We start from the raw sequence: 18,302 nt of genomic DNA, 5'->3' as shown, positions 1-18,302 counted from the left end.
CAACCTCTGCAATGCCCGTTTCCCACCGACCCACGTGGACGACGATGCGCACTCGTCGGCGCGAGGCCGCGTACTCAGTCCTCAGCTCGGCAGGAGACGTCATCGACAGCCCGCTCCTGCCGCCGCACCACGCTCACCGTTTCACGGCGATCCTCGTGTGAGGCACGGATTGCGTTTCGCGGCAGTTTCCGTGACTCCCGTCGGCTGCTGGTGCCTTGAACGGGCCAAGGAGGACAGTGGGTCCGTGGATGCTGCAGCGCAGCGGGACCCCTTCGGCCGACGGCGCGCGGCGAACCCGCGTCGCCACTTCCTCGTGATGGTGGTGTTGGCCGCGGTTGCGTTGCCCAGCGCGGCATGCGACCAACGGCCACCCGCTGCGCCGGTGCCCGGCACGCGCTCTTCGACGTCGGCGCCGGACCCGGTTGCGGCGGCCGTAGCGGCGGACTTCAACGCGCACACCACCGACGACCAGATCCGGGCGATCATCGTCACGACGAGCGGCCGCACCCGGTTCGAGCGCTACTACGGCTCGTCCGCGGAGGAGTACAGAAGTGCGTTCTCGGTGACCAAGAGTGTCGTGTCGACCCTGGTCGGGCTGGCCATCAGCGAAGGAGAGCTCCGCCTGGATGACCGGCTGTCCAAGATGCTGCCGCGGTACGCCGCGGAGATGAGCCCGCGCGTGGCTGCGGTGACGCTGCGCCAACTGCTGACGATGACGGCCGGGTTCACCGACACGTCCTCGGGCTTTGGCAGTTCCGAGCTGCTCAATTCACCGGACTGGGTCCGCTTCATCATCCGCCACCAGGACGACGCCCCCGGGAAGCTCTTTGCGTACTCCGACTACGGGGCGCACCTGTTGTCACCGATCCTGGAGCAGGCAACAGGTCAGCCCGTCCTGTCCTACGCCCGCTCGCACCTTTTCGACCCGCTGGGCATCCCGACGAGGCCAGCAGCCCAGCCCCTTATCGATGACGCCCACCTAGGCCAGTACGAGCGTGCGGGGTTCGCGTGGCCGGTGGACCCGCAGGGGCACGCTTTGGGCGCGGCGCACCTGAAGATCCGCCCTCAGGACATGACCCGCCTAGGGCAGCTGTTCCTGCAGGGCGGCCAATGGCAGGGCAGGCAGGTTGTGCCGGCGGCATGGGTACGACAGGCAACCTCTGCCCAGGCCGGCGCGGCGTTCCAGCCGTCGACGGACGGGCGCTTCGCGCCGACGAACTACGGCTACCTCTGGTGGGTAACGACCGTTGATGGCACGCCGTCCTACTTCGCGTGGGGATTGGGCGGCCAGCTCGTCCAGGTGGTGCCCGACCGCAACCTCGTCATGGTCGTCTCCAGCTACGTCGACCTGCGCACCGGTGAACCCGTGTTGGGCCAGGACGACCTGGAACGCTTGGCGCACGCAGTGGTGCACGCTGCCAATCCCTGACTCCCGCGGCGTCGCAGCCAGCTGGCGCACGCTCTCTCGCAGCCGTTAGGCAACCGTCTGGGAGCACTGGCCGAGCACCGCGGCGTAGAAGAAGTCCTTGAACATCCCTTACGCATGAGCGGCGCCTGGCCGGGCACCTGGTCAGCGCCCCCGACGTAGAGCACGTCGAATGGGATCTCGTGCTTGGGTCATACGACGCTCTGCTCGCTCAGCGAGCAGCCCAGGAGCCAGCGTGACGCGCTCCAGACCCCACCGGTTGCCGCGCGGGTTGCTGAAGCGCGCCCCGAACGCCTGGTGGCGGTCAGCACTCCACGACGTTGACTGCCAAGCCTCCTCGCGAGGTCTCCTTGTACTTCACGGACATGTCGGCGCCGGTCTCGCGCATGGTCTTGATGGCCTTGTCAAGCGAGACGTGGTGGTGCCCGTCGCCGTACAGCGCCATCCGGGCCGCGGTGATCGCCTTGACCGAGGCCACCGCGTTCCGCTCGATGCACGGGATCTGCACCAGCCCGCCGACCGGGTCGCAGGTGAGGCCGAGGTTGTGCTCGATGCCGATCTCGGCGGCGTTCTCGACCTGCTCGGGGGTGCCTCCGATGACCTCCGCGAGTGCGGCTGCCGCCATGGCGCATGCGGAGCCGACCTCGCCCTGGCACCCCACCTCGGCACCGGAGATCGAGGCGTTCTCCTTGAACAGCACCCCGATCGCCGCGGCGGTCAGCAGGAACCGGACGACGCCGTCGTCATCCGCCCCGGGAACGAACCGGTCGTAGTAGTGCAGCACGGCAGGGATGATGCCGGCTGCTCCGTTGGTAGGCGCCGTCACCACCCGGCCACCGGCCGCGTTCTCCTCGTTGACTGCCAGCGCGAAAAGGCTGACCCACTCCAGGCCGCGCAGCGGGTCGGTCCCGTCAACGACCGCCTCGAGCGTGGCCCGCAGGGCCGTGGCACGACGGCGTACCTTCAGCCCGCCGGGCAGCACGCCGTCGGTACTGGAACCGCGGGTCACGCACTCCTGCATCACGGACCAGATGTGCAGGAGGCCCGCACGCACGTCCTCCTCGGACCGCCAGGCCAGCTCGTTCGCCAGCATGACCCCGCTGATCGGCAGCCGCTCGCGTGCGCAGTGCTCGAGGAGCTGTCCCCCCGTTCGGAACGGGTATCGCACCGGGGTCTGATCCGGCTCGAGCCGTCGGTCACCGGTCTCCGACTCCGTGACGACGAAGCCACCGCCAACCGAGTAGTACGTCCGTTCGGCCAGAACGGTGCCTCGCGAGTCAGCCGCCAGGAACGTCATGCCGTTGGGATGGAACGGGAGCGTACGCCGTCGGTGGAGGACGACATCCTCGACGCTGAAGCGGATCTGCTGCCGGCCCGCGAGGAGCAGCCGGTTCTCGGAGGCGACCCTGTCGGCCCGGGGCTGCGCCGCCGTGGGATCCACGAGCTCCGGCCGCTCCCCCTCCAGGCCGAGAATCACCGCTTTGACGCTGCCATGGCCGTGCCCGGTCGCCCCCAGGGAGCCGAAGAGCTCGACGCGCACCCTCGCGACCTGTGGCAGCACGCCCTCGGCGGCCAATGCCTCGGCGAAGGTGCACGCAGCTCGCATCGGTCCCACCGTGTGCGAGCTGGACGGCCCTATTCCGATGGAGAACAGGTCGAAGACGCTGATGGTCATGGGCCGCTGGCCGCGTACTCGACGCAGGCGTCCAGGAGCCAGGCTGCGACATAGGGAGCGAAGGAGGTGCGGACCAGGAGCCAGTACCTGGGCATCTCACTGTCACGGGCGAGGAGCAGCACGGGCGCCTGGGCAAGCGGCAGCTGCGCGCAGCTGCCGGTGGTGAAAACGGCAGGATGGAGGTCGAGCGAACAACCCTTGGCCAGCAGGTCGCGGGCCAGAGCGCCAGACAGCTCGACGGTCGTGCGATGAGCGGACAGGTCGACGACCGCCCCGTGCTCCGTACCGATCGCCTGACGCAGGGACTTCTCGAGGCTCTCCTGACGGCCTTCCGGCGCGACGAGCAGCCACTCATCGGGCCCGAGCCACAGCACGTCGAGGTCGCCGGCCGCGACCGCCGTGTTGGCGGCGGTCGGCAGCGTGGCGCCGAGCGCCTCCTCGACCGCGCGGGCGGCCCGGCCCAGCGGGTCCACGCGAAGGTTGAGCTGGGTGAGGAAGGGAACCTCGGACAGGCTCACTCCGACAGGTGTGGCGGCCAGCTCGGCCGTCAGGTGTGCCAGGGGGCTGCGCCTCTGAGGGTGATCAACCGTCACGACGGGCTCCTTCGGGGTCGTAGAGCACGGGTTCGGCCACGGTCACGGGCACCAGCTCGTCACCCACCGTGGAGTACAGCGTCTGGCCGATACGGTCCCGGCCGCCCTTCACCAGCGCCAGGGCGAACGTCGCCTCCAGCGCGGCGCTGCGGTAGCTGGACGTGACGTGCCCCAGCATCCGTACCGGTGGCGGCCCGATCTGCGGGTCGGCGACGAGCTGCGCGCCCTCGGGAAGCAGGATGTCGCGCTGCACCGGCAGGAGTCCCACGAGGTGCTTGCGGTCCGCCCGCTGGTTCTCCGCACGCGCGAACGAGCGCTTGCCGATGAAGTCGGGCTTCTTCTTGGAGACGACCCAGGACATCCCGAGGTCCTGCGGCGTGACAGTCCCGTCGGTGTCCTGCCCGATGATGGGGTAGCCCTTCTCGGCGCGCAGGACGTGCATCGTCTCCGTGCCGTACGCCGTGATGCCGTAGGACTCGCCCGCCGCGAGCAGCGCCTCCCACAGAGTCACGGCGTCCCAGCCACTGACGTTGACCTCGAAGGCCAGCTCGCCGGAGAAGCTGATCCGACAGACCCTTGCCGGCACGCCGGCGACCATTGCCTCCCGCCAGGTCATGAAGGGGAAGGAGTCGTTGTCGACCGCCAGCTCCGGCGCCACGAGGGCGAGCACGTCCCGCGACCGTGGCCCCACCAGAGCGACTGTGGCCCACTGTTCCGTCACGGACGTCAGCCGAACCGCGAGGTCCGGCCACTCGGTCTGGAGCCACTCCTCCATCCAGTCGAGGATCTTGGCGGCGTTCCCGGTGGTGGTGGTCAGCAGGAAGCGGTCGTCCGCGAGCCGCATCACCGTGCCGTCGTCGATCGCCATGCCATCCACGCCGCACATGACCCCATAGCGGATGAAGCCGACCTTCAGCGAGCTCATGAGGTTGGTGTAGAGCCGGTCCAGCAGCTCGGCGGCGTCCGGCCCTTCCACCTCGATCTTGCCCAGGGTCGAGGCGTCCATCATCGCCACCGACTCGCGCGCCGCACGACACTCGCGGAGCACCGCCGTGTCCATGTCCTCGCCAGCCCGCGGGAAGTACCGCGGTCGCTTCCACTGCCCCACATCCTCGAAGTCCGCCCCCGCCGCGACATGGAGCAGGTGCAGGGGGGTGACGCGCTCCGGGTCGTGCAGGTGCCCCCGGTCCCGTCCCGCCAGCGCGGCGAAGGACACCGGCGTGTAGGGCGGACGGAACGTCGTCGTACCGAGGTCGGCGATGCCAGCACGCACGGACTGCGCCACCAGCCCGGAGGAGATGATCCCCGACGTCTTGCCCTGGTCATGGGCCGTTCCGATGGTCGTGTACCGCTTGACATGCTCCACCGAGCGCAGGCCGGCACCGGTGGCGCGCAGCACATCGGCGACCGTCGCGTCACGCTGGAGGTCCACGAACTGCGTGGCTCCCGCGTGCTGCTCGTCAGGGTCGGGCACGGTCCAGAGGGTCAACGGGCGCTCCGCGGACTCGTGCGCGGCGGAAGGGCGGGGTGGCGTCCCACCCGCGGTCGGGCGACCGAGGCCCGCAAGAGCCCGCTGCGCCGCTTCGCCACCGTCGGCGAGGCAGCCGTCGAGCTGGAACGTCCCTCGAGCTGCGCCGGCGACGGTGACTGCCTCGAGGCTGCTGCTGGGCACGAAGGCCCCCAGCGCATCGTCGTAGGACAGCCGGCCGCCGGCCTGGCTGAACAGGTGTACGGCTGGGTTCCACCCACCGGACACCAGCAGCAGGTCACAGCCGATGCCTGACCTCAGCTGCGGCCGCCCGTCGGTGAGCTGGGCTACATGCGCCCGGATGACGCGCTCGTGCCCTGTGGTCCCCGTGACCACGTGGCCGCTTCTCACCTCGATGCCGCGCTCGGCGCACTCGGCGGCCCAGCCAGCCGGCGACTGGGGTCGAGCATCGATGACCGCGGCCACCTCGAGTCCGGCATCGGCCAGGTCCACCGCGGCCTGGTAGGCGGAGTCGTTGGTGGTGAACACGACCGCCCTCTGCCCGCAGCGGACGCCGTAGCGGTGCAGGTAGGTGCGCGCGCTCGCGGCGAGCATGGTTCCGGGCCGGTCGTTGTCGGCGAACACGACCGGCCGCTCGTGGGCCCCCGTGGCGAGGACGACGTGCTTGGCCCGCAGACGCCAGACCCGCTGCCTGGACAGGTGCTCGGGCGCGGCGAAGCCGAGATGGTCGGTGCGTCGCTCCAGCGCGAGTACGAAACCGTCGTCGTAGAAGCCGAATGCGGTGGTCCGTGACAGGACCCGCACCTCCGGCAGGCTGTCCAGCTCGGCGACCGCTGCCTCGACCCATTCCAGCGCCGGGCGGTCGTCGATCAGCTCGGTCGTCCCGAGAAGGGATCCGCCGGCCTCGGGCTGGTCGTCGAGGAGGACGACCCGCGCGCCGGACCGCGCGGCGGTCAAGGCCGCGGTCAGCCCCGCCGGTCCCGCACCCACGACGAGTACGTCGCAGTGCTGGTGCATCGCGTCGTACCGCGCCGGGTCCGGCTCGGTGGCCAGCCGGCCCTGTCCGGACAGCCCCGAGGCGACCAGCCCGTCGTACAGCTCGACCGTCGTGGCGGTGAGCATCGGCTCGGGGAAAGGAGTCTCGACCTGGACGAGTGCGTTGGGGTCCTCGGGGCCTGCCGCCATGATCCCCCGAGGCCGGCCGTACTTGATGCTCGTCGTGACCTGGTGGACGCCGTTGGCGAGCAGCGCCGATGCGAGGGTGTCCCCGGCATACCCGGTGTAGGGCGAGCCGTTGTACGTGAAGGTGACCGGCGTGCTGCGGTCGACCCGGCCGCGGTCGGGCAGGCGGTAAAGGCTCATGAGGTCACCGGCTTCGCCTCGTCCATCCGGTAGACGGCGAGCACCTGGTGCGTCGCGGTGTCACGGATGGCGTTGAACCACCGCCGGCAGGAGGCCGTATGGCACCAGCGCTCGGCGAACGGCCCCTTCGGGTTGTCCCTGAAGAAGACGTACCGCGCCCAGTCCTCGTCCGTGAGCGACTGCGGGTCCTCGGGGTAGGCGACATGAGCCGCGCCGCCGTAGTGGAACTCCACCTCGTCGCGAGGCCCACACCACGGGCATGGGATGAGCTGCATCGTTCCTGCTCCTGGGTCGGGCGTTGGATGAGCTGTGACGCTCGTTGCGTGGGGTCCGACGCACTCAGTGGGCGACGGCGGCGGCGCCGTGCTCGTCGACGAGTGCGCCGGTCGTGAAGCGGTCGAGCGTGAAGGCGGAGATGAGCGGATGCGGCCGGCCCTCGGCCACCGTGTCGGCGAAGCACCACCCGACTCCCGGCGTCGCCTTGAACCCGCCGGTGCCCCATCCGCAGTTGAGGTACAGGTCCTCGACGGGCGTCAGCCCGACGATCGGCGAGGCGTCCGGAGTGGTGTCGACGATGCCCGCCCACGTGCGCAGCAGGTGCGCGCGGGCGAACACCGGGAACAGCTCCAGGGCTGCCGCCATCTGGCGCTCGATGATGTGGAAGGCGCCCCGCTGGCCATACCCGTTGTAGCTGTCCACCCCGGCACCCATCACCAGCTCACCCTTGTGCGCCTGGGACACGTAGACGTGCACCGCGTTCGACATGACGACGGTCGGGTGCACCGGCTCCAGGAGCTCGGAGACCAGGGCCTGCAGGGGATGGGACTGCAGCGGCAGCTCCAGGTCCACCATCTTCGCCAGGACCGAGGAGTGCCCCGCCGCGCACAGGGCGACCCTTCCTGCTCCTATGGTTCCGCGGGTCGTCCCCACGGCGGTTACCCGACCGTCGACGACGTCCAGACCGGTGACCTCACAGTCCTGGATGAGGTCGACCCCCATCGCGTTCGCGGCGCGTGCGAATCCCCAGGCGACGTAGTCGTGCTTCGCGATGCCCGCTCTCGGCTGGTACGTGGCGCCCAGCACGGGGTAACGCACGTCCGGCGAGATGTTGACGATCGGGCAGAGCTCCTTGACCTGCTGGGCGTCCACCCACTCGGCGTCGATGCCGTTCAGCTTGTTGGCGTTGACCCGCCTGACACTGTCGCGGACGTCCTGCAAGGTGTGCGCGAGGTTCAGGACGCCTCGCTGGCTGAAGAGGATCGGGTAGTCCAGCTCCTGCTCGAGCGTCTCCCACAGTTTCAGGGAGTGCTCGTAGATCCCGGCGCTCTCGTCCCACAGGTAGTTGGACCTGATGATGGTGGTGTTGCGGGCCATGTTGCCGCCCGCCAGCCAACCCTTCTCCAGCACAGCGACGTTGGTGATGCCGTGGTTCTTGGCCAGGTAGTACGCCGTGGCCAAGCCGTGCCCGCCGCCACCGATGACGACGACGTCGTAGTGCTTCTTCGGCTCCGGGTTGCGCCAGAGGAAGGACGGGTGGTCGGGCAGGTCGGCTCCGGGGGTCGTCGAGCTGCCGACCGAGCTGATCCTCATCAGCCCTCCTCCTCGAGGTTGGCGTAGAGCGGTCGCCGCGTCGCGAGCGCCTCGACCCGGCCACGCAGCCGCGCCTTCGTCTCCTCGTCGATGACCGGAGCCAGGGCCAGTGCGATGACGTCCGCCACCTCGGCGAAGTCCTCCGCGTCGAAACCCCGAGTCGCCAGCGCCGGCGTCCCGATCCGCAGTCCTGAGGTGACCATCGGCGGTCGCGGGTCCGATGGGACGGCGTTGCGGTTCACCGTGATCCCGATCTCGTGCAGGCGGTCCTCGGCCTGCTTCCCGTCCAGCTCGGACTCGCGTAGGTCGACCAGCACGAGGTGCACGTCCGTGCCGCCCGTGAGGACTTTGACGCCGGCGGCGGCGGTATCGGGTCCACTCAGCCGCTCGGCGAGGATCCGCGCCCCCTCGAGGGTCCGCCGCTGCCGCTCCTTGAACTCCGGCTCGGCGGCGAGCTTGAACGCCACGGCCTTTGCCGCGATGACGTGCTCAAGCGGACCACCCTGCATGCCGGGAAAGACCGCGGAGCTCACCCTCTTGGCGATCGCCGCGTCGTTGGTCAGGATGACCCCGCCGCGTGGGCCACCCAGGGTCTTGTGCGTCGTCGTCGTCGTGACGTCGGCGTACGGGACCGGAGAAGGGTGCAGCCCCGCTGCCACCAGCCCGGCGAAGTGCGCCATGTCGACCATGAGGTACGCGCCGACGGAGTCCGCGATGGCGCGGAACCGTACGAAGTCCAGCTGCCGGGGGTACGCGGACCAGCCGGCAACGATGAGCTTGGGCCGGTGCTCGACTGCCAGCCGCTCGACCTCGTCCATGTCGACCAAGCCGTCGGACTCGCGGACGTGGTACGGCACGACGTCGAACATCTTGCCGGAGTAGTTGAGCTTCATCCCGTGGGTGAGATGGCCCCCGTGGGCGAGGCTCAGACCCAGGATGGTGTCTCCGGGTTGTAGCAGCGCGAAGAACACTGCGGTGTTGGCCTGGGCGCCAGAGTGCGGCTGGACGTTCGCGAACGTCGACCCGAAGAGGGCGGTCACACGGTCGATCGCCAGCTGCTCGATGACGTCCACGTGCTCGCAGCCGCCGTAGTAGCGACGGCCCGGGTACCCCTCGGCGTACTTGTTGGTGAGAACCGAGCCCTGGGCCTGCATCACGGCAGTCGGGGCGAAGTTCTCCGACGCGATCATCTCCAGGGTGAGCTGCTGACGCCGCAGCTCGTCGCCGATGGCTGAGGCCACTTCGGGGTCCACCTCTGCCAGACCCGCGGACAGGAGCCGGCTCTGGTCGAGGAGCGGAGTGCTGGTCGTCACGGTGCGCCACCTTCGTCTTGTGTGTCTGGGACTGGTTCTGGAGGTCATCTGGGCGGCGGACGCACTCAGCCAGGCGCCGCCGCGGGGCTGGTGGCTGTCTGCCACGGGTTCCCTGGCGCTAGCTGCGCAGCCGCTCCATCGCGGGGTCGAAGAGTGGCTCGGCCGTGACGACGGCATCCACCCGTCGGTCGAAGTACCCGATCTCGACCTTGGTCCCGACCTCTGCGAGCTCCGTGGGGAGCCACGCATAGGCCACTCCCTTGCCGATGGTGTAGCCGTACGCGGCGCTGGTCACGTAGCCGACGCAACGGTCACCCGAATACACCGGCTCCTTGCCGACCACGACGCTGCCGCGTTCGGGGAGGGTCAGGCAGCTGAGCCGGCGGGTGCTGGAGTCCTGGCGCGCCACCAGGGCCTCGCGACCGACGAAGTCGCCCTTGTCGAGCTTGACGGCGAAGCCCAGGCCCGCCTCGTAGGGGTCGTGCTCGGCGGTCATGTCGGCGCCATAAGAGCGGTAGCCCTTCTCCAGCCGCAGACTGGCGAAGGCGCCCCGCCCGGCCGCGATGACTCCGTACTGCTGCCCCGCCTCCCACAGCAGGTCCCACAGTCGCTGGCCGTGGTCGGCAGTCGTGTAGAGCTCCCATCCCAGCTCACCGACGTAGGACAGGCGCATCGCCGTCACGGGCACCGTGCCGAGGAAAGCGGACGTGGCGCGGAAGTACTTGAGCGCCCCGTGGCTGAAGTCCGTGTCGGTGAGGGGCTGGATGAGGTCGCGGGCCCGTGGCCCCCACAGTCCGATGCAGCACGTCCCCGCGGTGATGTCGCGGACCTGGGCACTGCCGTCGGCCGGAAGGTGGCGGGTCAGCCAGTCGAGGTCGGCATTGCCGTTGGCGCCGACCTGGAAGCGGTCCGCTGCCAGGCGAGCCACCGTGATGTCGCTGCGGATGCCGCCGTCTACGTCGAGCAACAGGCAGTACGTCACCGAGCCGACCGACTTGTCGACGTTGCCGGTGACGAGCCCGTTGAGGAACGTCGCGGCCCCCGGCCCCGTGACCTCCAGGCGCTTGAGCGCGGTCATGTCGTACATCGCGACGCGCTCCCTGGTCGCCTGGGCCTCGGCCGCCACGATGGGCGACCAGTACTTGGCGGCCCAGTCGTTCGGGGTCGGGATGTCGCGGCCCTGGACGAGCGCCGCGTTGGCGGCGTACCACTGCGGCCGCTCCCACCCCGACGCCTCGAGGAACTCGGCGCCGAGCGCCTGTTGGCGCCCGTAGAACGGGCTGGTCCGGATGGGCCGTGGGCTGCCCGTCGGCTGCAGCGGGTGGAGGATGTCGTACACCTCGACGAAGTTCTGGCAGTCCCTGGTGAGGACGTACTCCGGCGACAGCTGGTGCTCCTCGAACCGGCCGAGGTCGCACTCGTGCAGGTCGAAGCTGGAGCAGTAGCCGTCGACGAGCAGCTCGGCCACTGCGCGGCCGACACCGGCCGAGTGGGTCACCCAGACCGCCTCCGCGACCCAGAAGCCGCTGACGTCCGGCGACTCGCCGATGAGGGGCATGTTGTCGGTCGTGAAGGAGAAGAGGCCGTTGATTCCCTCCTCGATCTTGGCGTCGCGCGTCGAGGGCAGCAGGACCTGCGTCTGCTTCCAGGCCTCCTCGAAGTCCTCGGCGGTGAACTCGAGCACAGAGGGCATCTCCTGCGACTCGTCCAGGCGCGCGATGTCCTCCGCCCGGATGGGCATGGGGCGGTGACCGTAGTAGCCGATGCCGATGGTGTCGAACCGCTCGCGGTAGTAGAGGTCCTGGTCCTGGTGACGCAGGATGGGCAGGGTCGCCTCCTGCGCCGCACCGGCCAGGTCGGGTACCTGCGAGGTCCACGCCAGCTGGTGCGCCAGAGGCGTCAAGGGGAGCCGCAGCCCGACCTTCGCGGCGATGACGGGTCCCCAGATCCCGGCGCAGCACACCACGATGTCAGCGGGCAGCTCGCCATGGTCGGTGACGACGCCGGTCACCCTGCCGTCCGCCACCGTGATGTCGAGGACCTCGTGGCGGGGCAGCAGCCGCGCACCACGGGAGGCGGCCCGTCGGGTCTGCGCGTCCACCGCGTTGACCGCCTTGGCGAGCCCGTCGGTCGGCGTGTGCAGCCCCGCGAGCACCACCTCGGGGTCCAGGAGGGGGTAGAGCGCAGCGGTCTCGCGAGCGTCCAGCAGGCGGGACTCCACGCCCCACGCCGTCAGCCAGCCATGCCGGCGGTGCAGCTCGGCCACGCGCTCCGGCGTGGTGGCCACCTCGAGCCCACCCACCTGCAGGAAGCAGGGACCGGCCTCCGCCTCGAGCGAGCAGAGCTTCTCGACGGTGTACCGCGCGAGCTCGGTCATGGTCTTCGAGCCGCTGGCCTGGAAGACGAGTCCGGGGGCGTGCGACGTGGAGCCGCCGGGGGCCGGCAGGTCACCCTGGTCGACGATGGTGACGTCGTCCCACCCGCGAGCTGTGAGCTCGTCGACCAGTGCAGCGCCGACGACACCGGCACCGATGATGACCACCTGAGGACCCGTCATACCAACCTCCGTTGATGCGTCTTCCGCAACAGAATGCGCGCTCCGCAACAATCGTCGCGGACCGCCGGACCGCTGTCAAGAGTCCCAGCGGTCATGACCATGCCCGGCCCAGGACGGTCGTCCGGGGCCGGGCACGGTGCTGACAGGCGGGTCCTGACAGGCGTCGGTCAGGCAGGCGTCAGTCGGCCAGCCAGGCGTTCACCTTGTCCGGGTTGGCGTCCACCCACTTCTTTGCGGCAGCCTCGTCGGACAGCTTGTCCTGGGCGATGGACCGGGCGACGACGTTCTGGTCCTCGTTGGTCCACTTGAAGTTCTTCACCAGCTGGTAGGCCGGGCTGCCCGACTGGGCGAACTTCGTGCTCACCACCTTGTTGAGGTTGTACTCCGGGTAGTCGCAGGCGACCTTGGCCGGCACCGCGTCGCAGTTCTTCGTGTACTTCGGCAGGTTCACCTTCACCAGCGGAACCTCGGCCAGGAACCACTGGGGTGAGTAGAAGTAGCCGATCATGGGCTTCTTGCTCTGCTCCGCCTGCCGGAAGCTCGTGATGAGGGCTGCCTCGGAGCCCGCATAGACGACCTTGTAGTCGAGACCGAGGTTCTTGACCAGCGCCGCGTCGTTGGTCACGAACCCGGGGTCGCCGTCGAGGACCTGGCCCTTGCCACCAGACTCCGACGTCGCGAAGAGGTTGGCGTACTTGTTGAGGTTGTGCCAGTCGAGGATGTCGGGATGCTGCTTCGCCAGGAAGGGGGGCACATACCAGCCGATCACGCCGATGTTCCCCGTGGGACCGGCGTCCTGGGCGACCTTCTGCTCGGTGATGTACTTCTTCGCAAGGTCGTCGTGGCCCCAGTTCTCCAGGATCGCGTCCACCTCGCCGGTCCCGAAACCCTGCCAGGACACCTGTTCGTCGAGGTTCTTGGGCACGACCTTGCAGCCGAGCTTGTGCTTCGCCACATACGCCACGACCGCCGCGTCGGCCTCGTAGCCGACCCAGGCGTTCACTGCCAGGTTGAAGGTGCCGCACTTGCCGCTGGCTCCTCCCCCACTCTGCGCGCCGGCCGCTGTGTCGCCCACCTTGGCGCCACCGCAGGCGCTCAGCGAGAGGGCGAGCCCAGCGGCGGCGAGACCCGCGACCGCTCGAGGCCGGGGGGTGATGCCGGTGGTTCGGAACATGATGGTGCCTTTCGGTCGACGCGTGGGCTGGTGCTATGGCTGGCTGGTGCCGGACGGACGACGCGGCGGACGGCGGGTGCCGGGCTGCCGGTCAGGCCCAGCTGGGCACCTGGCCAGGTGGAGCGGTGGGGTGGAGCGGTGGGGTGGAGCGGTGGGGTTGATCTGTCGGCTTGCGTGGTCTGTGGCCTGCCTGGAGGGATGCCTTGCTTGAGGTGGCGTGCCTGCAGCGCCGGCTAGTGACGAACGTGGTCGGTGGTCGCCTGGGCGCGGCTGGCGACCGACTGCGTGATCCGGTCGAGCATGATGCCGAGCAGCACGATCGCCAGACCGGCAGCCAGGCCCTTGCCGAAGAGCGCGTTCTGACGGAAGCCGGCCACGACGTCGTACCCGAGGGCGCCACCGCCGACGAGGCCGCCGACGACGACCATGGACAGCACGTAGATGAGGCCCTGGTTCATGGCGAGCGCGAGGGTGCCGAGCGACATCGGCAGCTGGACCTTGGTGATGACCTGCCAGCTGCTCGAACCGGCCGCGGTGGCCGCCTCCATCGTCGTGGGCGACACGGCGGCAATCCCGTCGGCGATGATCTTGATCGCCACGGGCGCCGCATACACCACCGCGGCCGCGATACCGGTGAACCGGCTGGCCGCGAACAGCGCGACGAAGGGGACGAGGTAGACGAAGGACGGCATGGTCTGCGCCGCATCCAGTACGGGCCTGATGACCCGGTCGACCCTGACGCTCCGGCCCATCCACACGCCGAGGACGAGGCCCAGTGCCATGACGGCGACCGTCGCGACGAGCGTCGCGGCAAGGGTGGTCATGGCGTCGAACCACAAGCCGGTGCCGACGATGAGTGCCAGACATAGGGCCGTCGTCACGGCGGTCCGGACGCTGCCTGCGACGGCGGCGATGCCGACCAGCACGGCGAACAACAGCCACCATGGCGAGTCGGTCAGGAGGCTCTGGAACGGGTTGAGGAGGCTGTTGGTGACCAGCTCCTTGAAGTCGCTCGTCAGCGCGCTCAGGTGCAGCTGGGCCCAGTCCGTGACGGCCGAGGCGGCACGACTGATCGGGCTGCCGACGTCGAAATCGGTGGGGAACTCGGCGGCCCAGACGAAGGTGTAGGACAGGTAGAGGCAGACGGCCGTGACCGCTCCACCCACGAGCAGCGCCACCTTGCGCACCCTGGCTGGGATCCTGCTCGTCGTCCGCCGGGCTCGCTCGACACGGACACTGGCCGCCGTCGTGACCCTGTCGAAGACGATGGCCATGATGACGATGGACAGGCCTGCGTTGAACGCGGTCCCGACGTCCAGCGACTGCAGGGAGCGCAGGACGACCCTGCCGAGGCCCGGCGCGTCGATGAGCGCGGCGATGGTGACCATCGAGAGGGCGGCCATGATGGTCTGGTTCACACCGATGACGATGGTGCGCTTGGCCAGTGGCAGCATCACCTGGCGCAGCGTCTGCGACCGGGTGGCGCCGAGCGACTGCGCAGCCTCGAGCGTCTCCTTGGGCGACTGCCGGATGCCGTGTGCCGCGATGCGGATGACCGGCGGGGCGGCGTAGATCAGCGTCGCGATGACAGCGGACGCCGGGCCGATCAGAAAGACGAGCGTGAGTGGCGCCAGGTAGACGAAGGTCGGCATCGTCTGCATGAAGTCGAGTACGGGGGTGACGATCCGGTTCACCCTGTCCGAGACTCCCGCCCAGATCCCTAGCGGTATGCCGACGAGCAGCGCCACGAGCACCGCCGACAGCGTGAGCGCGAAGGTGTCCATGCTCTGCTGCCAGAGCCCCTGCAGCCCCATGAAGGTGAACCCAGCGGCGGCGAGCAGCCCAACCTTGAGGTTGCCCAGCGCCCAGGACCCGAAGCCGACCAGGGCCACCACGCCGAGCCACCCGATGAGGGGGACGGGTCGTCCGAATGCCGGCTGGGAGACCAGGGAGGAGATGAACGTGGTGAGCTGGTCGACCACGAGCCGGATCTCGTTGAAGAAGTACAGGAACAGCGGGTTGCTGTTGCGGTTCGCGCCGACCGCGTCGTTGAGGTCGTTGAGCCGGCCATGCAGTGGGGTGGTGTCGGCCGCGCCGAGGGCAAGGGTGTCCTGGCCGTGCAGGACGGTGAAGCCGACGAGCCACACCAGCAGCAGCGCGGTGACGATGGCTCCACGGAAGGGGCGGATCCCCGTCCGGACCAGCGCGATGCTGGTCATGCGACGACCGCCTGAGGACACGAGCGACGAAGGAGCGAGGCCCGCAAGGCCGAGGAGCAGGGCCAATTCAGCATGGTCATGCGACGACCGCCTGAGGACACGAGCGACGAAGGAGCGAGGCCCGCAAGGCCGAGGAGCAGGGCCGGTTCAGCATGGTCATGCGACGACCGCCTGAGGACACGAGCGACTGGTCATGACTCGGCCACCACGGCCAGGATCTCGGCGTTCCCCACGACGCCGAGCAGCCGGCCGTCCTCGACGACCTTGATGGGTCGCTCCGACTCCAGCACAGCTCGGACCGCCTCACGCACCACGACCTCCGGACCGAACTCGGGGCCGTCCAGCTGGTCGTCCGGTTGTACCGGCCGCATGATCCAGCGCAGAGTCAGGACGTGGGATCGCGGCACCTCGCGGACGAAGTCGCGGACGTAGTCGTCGGCCGGCGCGCCGACCAGCTCGGCGCCGGTCCCCACCTGCACCAGCCTTCCATCCCGCATGATGAGGATCCGGTCGCCCAGCTTGAGCGCCTCGGACAGGTCGTGCGTGATGAACACCATCGTCTTGCCGACCTCGTGGTGCAGCCGGATGACCTCGTTCTGCATGTCACGCCGGATCAGGGGGTCGAGCGCCGAGAACGGCTCGTCGAAGAGGAGCACCTCGGGGTCGCCAGCCAGCGCCCGTGCGAGACCGACGCGTTGCTGCATACCCCCGGAGAGCTGGTCGGGGAAGGAGCTCTCGTACCCGGACAGTCCCACGAGGTCGATGACCTCCGCCGCCCGCTGGGAGCGCTCCTTCTTGCCCGCCCCCCGGATCTCCAGCCCGTAGGACACGTTGTCGGCGACCCGGCGGTGCGGCAGCAGCCCGAAGTGCTGGAAGACCATGGCGATGTTGTGCCGGCGTAGCTCACGCAGCGACCGCTCGTTGGCCTGCAGGATGTCGTCGCCCTTGAAGAGCACCCGTCCGGCAGTGGGCTCGATGAGCCGGGTCAGGCAGCGGACGAGGGTGGACTTGCCCGACCCGGACAGGCCCATGACGACGAACACCTCCCCCGGCGCCACGTCGAAGCTGAGGTCGCAGACTGCGGCGACACACCCAGTGCGCTGCTTCAGCTCCTTGCGCGGCAAGGCCCGCAGCTCCTCGGACCGTGGCACCCCGTCGGCGTTGGCGCCGAAGACCTTCCACAGGTTCTGCACCGAGATCACGGGTGCCGGAGCGCCGGCCGTGGCCTTGGCCTCGAGGGATGGGGACTGGACGAGCTCTTCCGGGATCGCCGTGGTCATGGTCTCTCCTGCACTGGGCTCACTGGACTGGGCCGGCTCGGTGAACTGCGACGGGATCGTCATCCGCTGAACCACCTCTGGACCGAGGGGCGGATGTTCTGCCAGATGTGCTTGGTCTCGCGATACTCGGCCAGGCCGGCGTGGCCCAGCTCCCGCCCGATGCCGGAGTGCTTGAAGCCACCCCACTCCGCCTGGGGGACGTAGGGGTGGTAGTCGTTGATCCACACCGTCCCGTGCCGCAGCCCCTGTGCGACCCGCTGCGCCTTGCCGCCGTCCTGGGTCCACACCGCGCCGGCCAAGCCGTACATCGTGTCGTTCGCGATCCGTACGGCGTCGGCCTCGTCCGTGAAGCGCTCCACAGTGAGCACCGGACCGAAGGACTCCTCCTGGACGACCCGCATACCCGTACTGCACTCGTCGAGCACTGTCGGCCGGTAGAAGTAGCCGTCCTTCAACGCCCCGGTCTCAGGACGGAAGCCGCCACACCGCAGTACGGCGCCTTCGGCGATGCCGGCCTTGACGTAGCTGGCCACCTTCTCGAGGTGTGCTGCGGAGATCAGCGCGCCGGTCTCGGCTCGGCTGTCGAACGGTCCACCGAGCCGGATGGAGTCAGCGCGCCTGACCACCTCGTCCACGACGGCGTCGTGCACCTCGTCCTGCACGATGAGGCGTGACCCGGCGGAGCACACCTGGCCGGAGTGCAGGAACACCGCCGTGAGCGCGAAGTCCACGGCGGTCTCCAGGTCGGCGTCCGCGAAGATGATGTTGGGGTTCTTGCCGCCGAGCTCCAGGGCGACCTTCTTCACCGTCTGTGCCGCCGCGGCCATGATCCACCGGCCGGTGTCGACGCCGCCGGTGAAGGAGACGAGGTCCACGTCAGCGTGCTCCGCAAGCGGCGCCCCGACGCGGTCGCCGGCACCCAGCACGAGGTTGCCGACGCCGCGGGGAAGCCCCGCCTCCTCGAGGCTGCGCATCAACAGGATGGCGGTTGACGGCGTCAGCTCACTGGGTTTGAGGACGAAGGTGTTGCCGGCCAGGAGTGCCGGAGCGACCTTCCAGGAGGTCTGGAGCAGCGGGTAGTTCCAGGGGGTGATGAGGCCGCAGACGCCGACCGGCTCGTGCACCACCCGGCTGATGGCGTCGTCGCGGCCGGTATCGATGACCCGCCCCGCGTCGGTGCCCGCGATGCCGCCGTAGTAGCGCAGGCAGCTGACGACGTCGTCGATGTCGTACTCGGCCTCCACCAGCCGCTTGCCGGTGTCGAGGCTCTCGGCCCGCGCGAACTCCGCCTTGTCCCGCAGCAGGAGGTCCGCGGTGCGCAGCAGCAACGCACCTCGTTCGAGCTCTGCGGTGCGGGGCCACGGGCCCTCGTCGAAGGCCCGGCGGGCGGCGGCGATGGCTTTGACGGTGTCGGCTGCGCTCGCTTCCGAGACGGTCGCGACGTGCCGTCCGTCGGCCGGACATCGAATGTCTCGATGGTCTGCGGCGACAGGTTCTACCCACTCGCCGTCCACGTAGAGCTCTGGCACTCGGGGACCCTTCCGCAGGGGGGAGGCGCGGCAGTGATGTTGTTGCACATCGCGCACCTGAATGCTTGTTGTGCAACAGAGTGGTCCCGCAGAAT

At 69.3% G+C, this 18,302-nt stretch carries 12 protein-coding genes; 1 reads left to right on the top strand and 11 read right to left on the bottom strand.

The features are described from left to right. Window positions 1-244 precede the first annotated feature (244 nt). Complete coding sequence (locus PHA84_RS00940) at window positions 245-1,429, top strand: serine hydrolase domain-containing protein (RefSeq protein WP_270886205.1); 1,185 nt, start codon at window positions 245-247, stop codon at window positions 1,427-1,429. A gap of 301 nt (window positions 1,430-1,730) precedes the next feature. Here the strand turns inward: PHA84_RS00940 and PHA84_RS00935 are convergent, their stop codons facing one another. From PHA84_RS00935 to PHA84_RS00885, 11 genes are all read right to left on the bottom strand, one after another. Further along, window positions 1,731-3,101, bottom strand: a complete 1,371-nt coding sequence (locus PHA84_RS00935) for an L-serine ammonia-lyase (protein ID WP_270886204.1) — start codon at window positions 3,099-3,101, stop codon at window positions 1,731-1,733. Continuing rightward, window positions 3,098-3,694, bottom strand: a complete 597-nt coding sequence (locus PHA84_RS00930; protein ID WP_270886203.1) for a sarcosine oxidase subunit gamma — start codon at window positions 3,692-3,694, stop codon at window positions 3,098-3,100. The genes PHA84_RS00935 and PHA84_RS00930 overlap by 4 nt, the downstream gene beginning before the upstream one ends. Continuing rightward, on the bottom strand, window positions 3,684-6,545 hold the full coding sequence (locus PHA84_RS00925; protein WP_270886202.1) for an FAD-dependent oxidoreductase: 2,862 nt from the start codon (window positions 6,543-6,545) through the stop codon (window positions 3,684-3,686). The genes PHA84_RS00930 and PHA84_RS00925 overlap by 11 nt, the downstream gene beginning before the upstream one ends. Continuing rightward, window positions 6,542-6,820 (bottom strand): sarcosine oxidase subunit delta, encoded by a 279-nt coding sequence (locus PHA84_RS00920; protein ID WP_270886201.1) that lies wholly within the window; start codon window positions 6,818-6,820, stop codon window positions 6,542-6,544. Before PHA84_RS00920 ends, PHA84_RS00925 begins: the two co-directional genes overlap by 4 nt. A gap of 64 nt (window positions 6,821-6,884) precedes the next feature. After that, window positions 6,885-8,135: a sarcosine oxidase subunit beta family protein gene (locus PHA84_RS00915; RefSeq protein ID WP_270886200.1), complete on the bottom strand. Its 1,251-nt coding sequence runs from the start codon at window positions 8,133-8,135 to the stop codon at window positions 6,885-6,887. Next, complete coding sequence (gene glyA, locus PHA84_RS00910; RefSeq protein WP_270886199.1) at window positions 8,135-9,448, bottom strand: serine hydroxymethyltransferase; 1,314 nt, start codon at window positions 9,446-9,448, stop codon at window positions 8,135-8,137. Before glyA ends, PHA84_RS00915 begins: the two co-directional genes overlap by 1 nt. A 118-nt stretch (window positions 9,449-9,566) precedes the next feature. Next, window positions 9,567-12,005, bottom strand: coding sequence for a GcvT family protein (locus PHA84_RS00905; RefSeq protein WP_270886198.1), 2,439 nt, complete (start codon window positions 12,003-12,005; stop codon window positions 9,567-9,569). A gap of 178 nt (window positions 12,006-12,183) precedes the next feature. Then, complete coding sequence (locus tag PHA84_RS00900) at window positions 12,184-13,179, bottom strand: ABC transporter substrate-binding protein (RefSeq protein WP_270886197.1); 996 nt, start codon at window positions 13,177-13,179, stop codon at window positions 12,184-12,186. A gap of 233 nt (window positions 13,180-13,412) precedes the next feature. Beyond that, window positions 13,413-15,398: an ABC transporter permease gene (locus tag PHA84_RS00895; protein WP_270886196.1), complete on the bottom strand. Its 1,986-nt coding sequence runs from the start codon at window positions 15,396-15,398 to the stop codon at window positions 13,413-13,415. 191 nt (window positions 15,399-15,589) lie between these two features. Continuing rightward, entirely contained in the window at window positions 15,590-16,741 is a 1,152-nt protein-coding gene (locus PHA84_RS00890) for a quaternary amine ABC transporter ATP-binding protein (protein WP_270886195.1), read from the bottom strand. Further along, on the bottom strand, window positions 16,738-18,207 hold the full coding sequence (locus PHA84_RS00885; protein ID WP_270886194.1) for an aldehyde dehydrogenase family protein: 1,470 nt from the start codon (window positions 18,205-18,207) through the stop codon (window positions 16,738-16,740). The genes PHA84_RS00890 and PHA84_RS00885 overlap by 4 nt, the downstream gene beginning before the upstream one ends. Between the last annotated feature and the right edge of the window lie 95 nt (window positions 18,208-18,302).

The organism is Pedococcus sp. 5OH_020 (genome assembly GCF_027812955.1).
Lineage (GTDB): Bacteria > Actinomycetota > Actinomycetes > Actinomycetales > Dermatophilaceae > Pedococcus.
Note: the sequence above shows the minus strand (reverse complement) of the source record. Positions and strands in the feature narration are given on the sequence as shown.

Coding starts and splice junctions, on each gene's coding strand:
- PHA84_RS00905 (WP_270886198.1), bottom strand. CDS start 12,005: ATGACGGGTCCTCAGGTGGTCATCATCGGTGCCGGTGTCGTCGGCGCT.
- PHA84_RS00935 (WP_270886204.1), bottom strand. CDS start 3,101: ATGACCATCAGCGTCTTCGACCTGTTCTCCATCGGAATAGGGCCGTCC.
- PHA84_RS00925 (WP_270886202.1), bottom strand. CDS start 6,545: ATGAGCCTTTACCGCCTGCCCGACCGCGGCCGGGTCGACCGCAGCACG.
- PHA84_RS00895 (WP_270886196.1), bottom strand. CDS start 15,398: ATGACCAGCATCGCGCTGGTCCGGACGGGGATCCGCCCCTTCCGTGGA.
- PHA84_RS00920 (WP_270886201.1), bottom strand. CDS start 6,820: ATGCAGCTCATCCCATGCCCGTGGTGTGGGCCTCGCGACGAGGTGGAG.
- PHA84_RS00900 (WP_270886197.1), bottom strand. CDS start 13,179: ATGTTCCGAACCACCGGCATCACCCCCCGGCCTCGAGCGGTCGCGGGT.
- PHA84_RS00890 (WP_270886195.1), bottom strand. CDS start 16,741: ATGACGATCCCGTCGCAGTTCACCGAGCCGGCCCAGTCCAGTGAGCCC.
- PHA84_RS00915 (WP_270886200.1), bottom strand. CDS start 8,135: ATGAGGATCAGCTCGGTCGGCAGCTCGACGACCCCCGGAGCCGACCTG.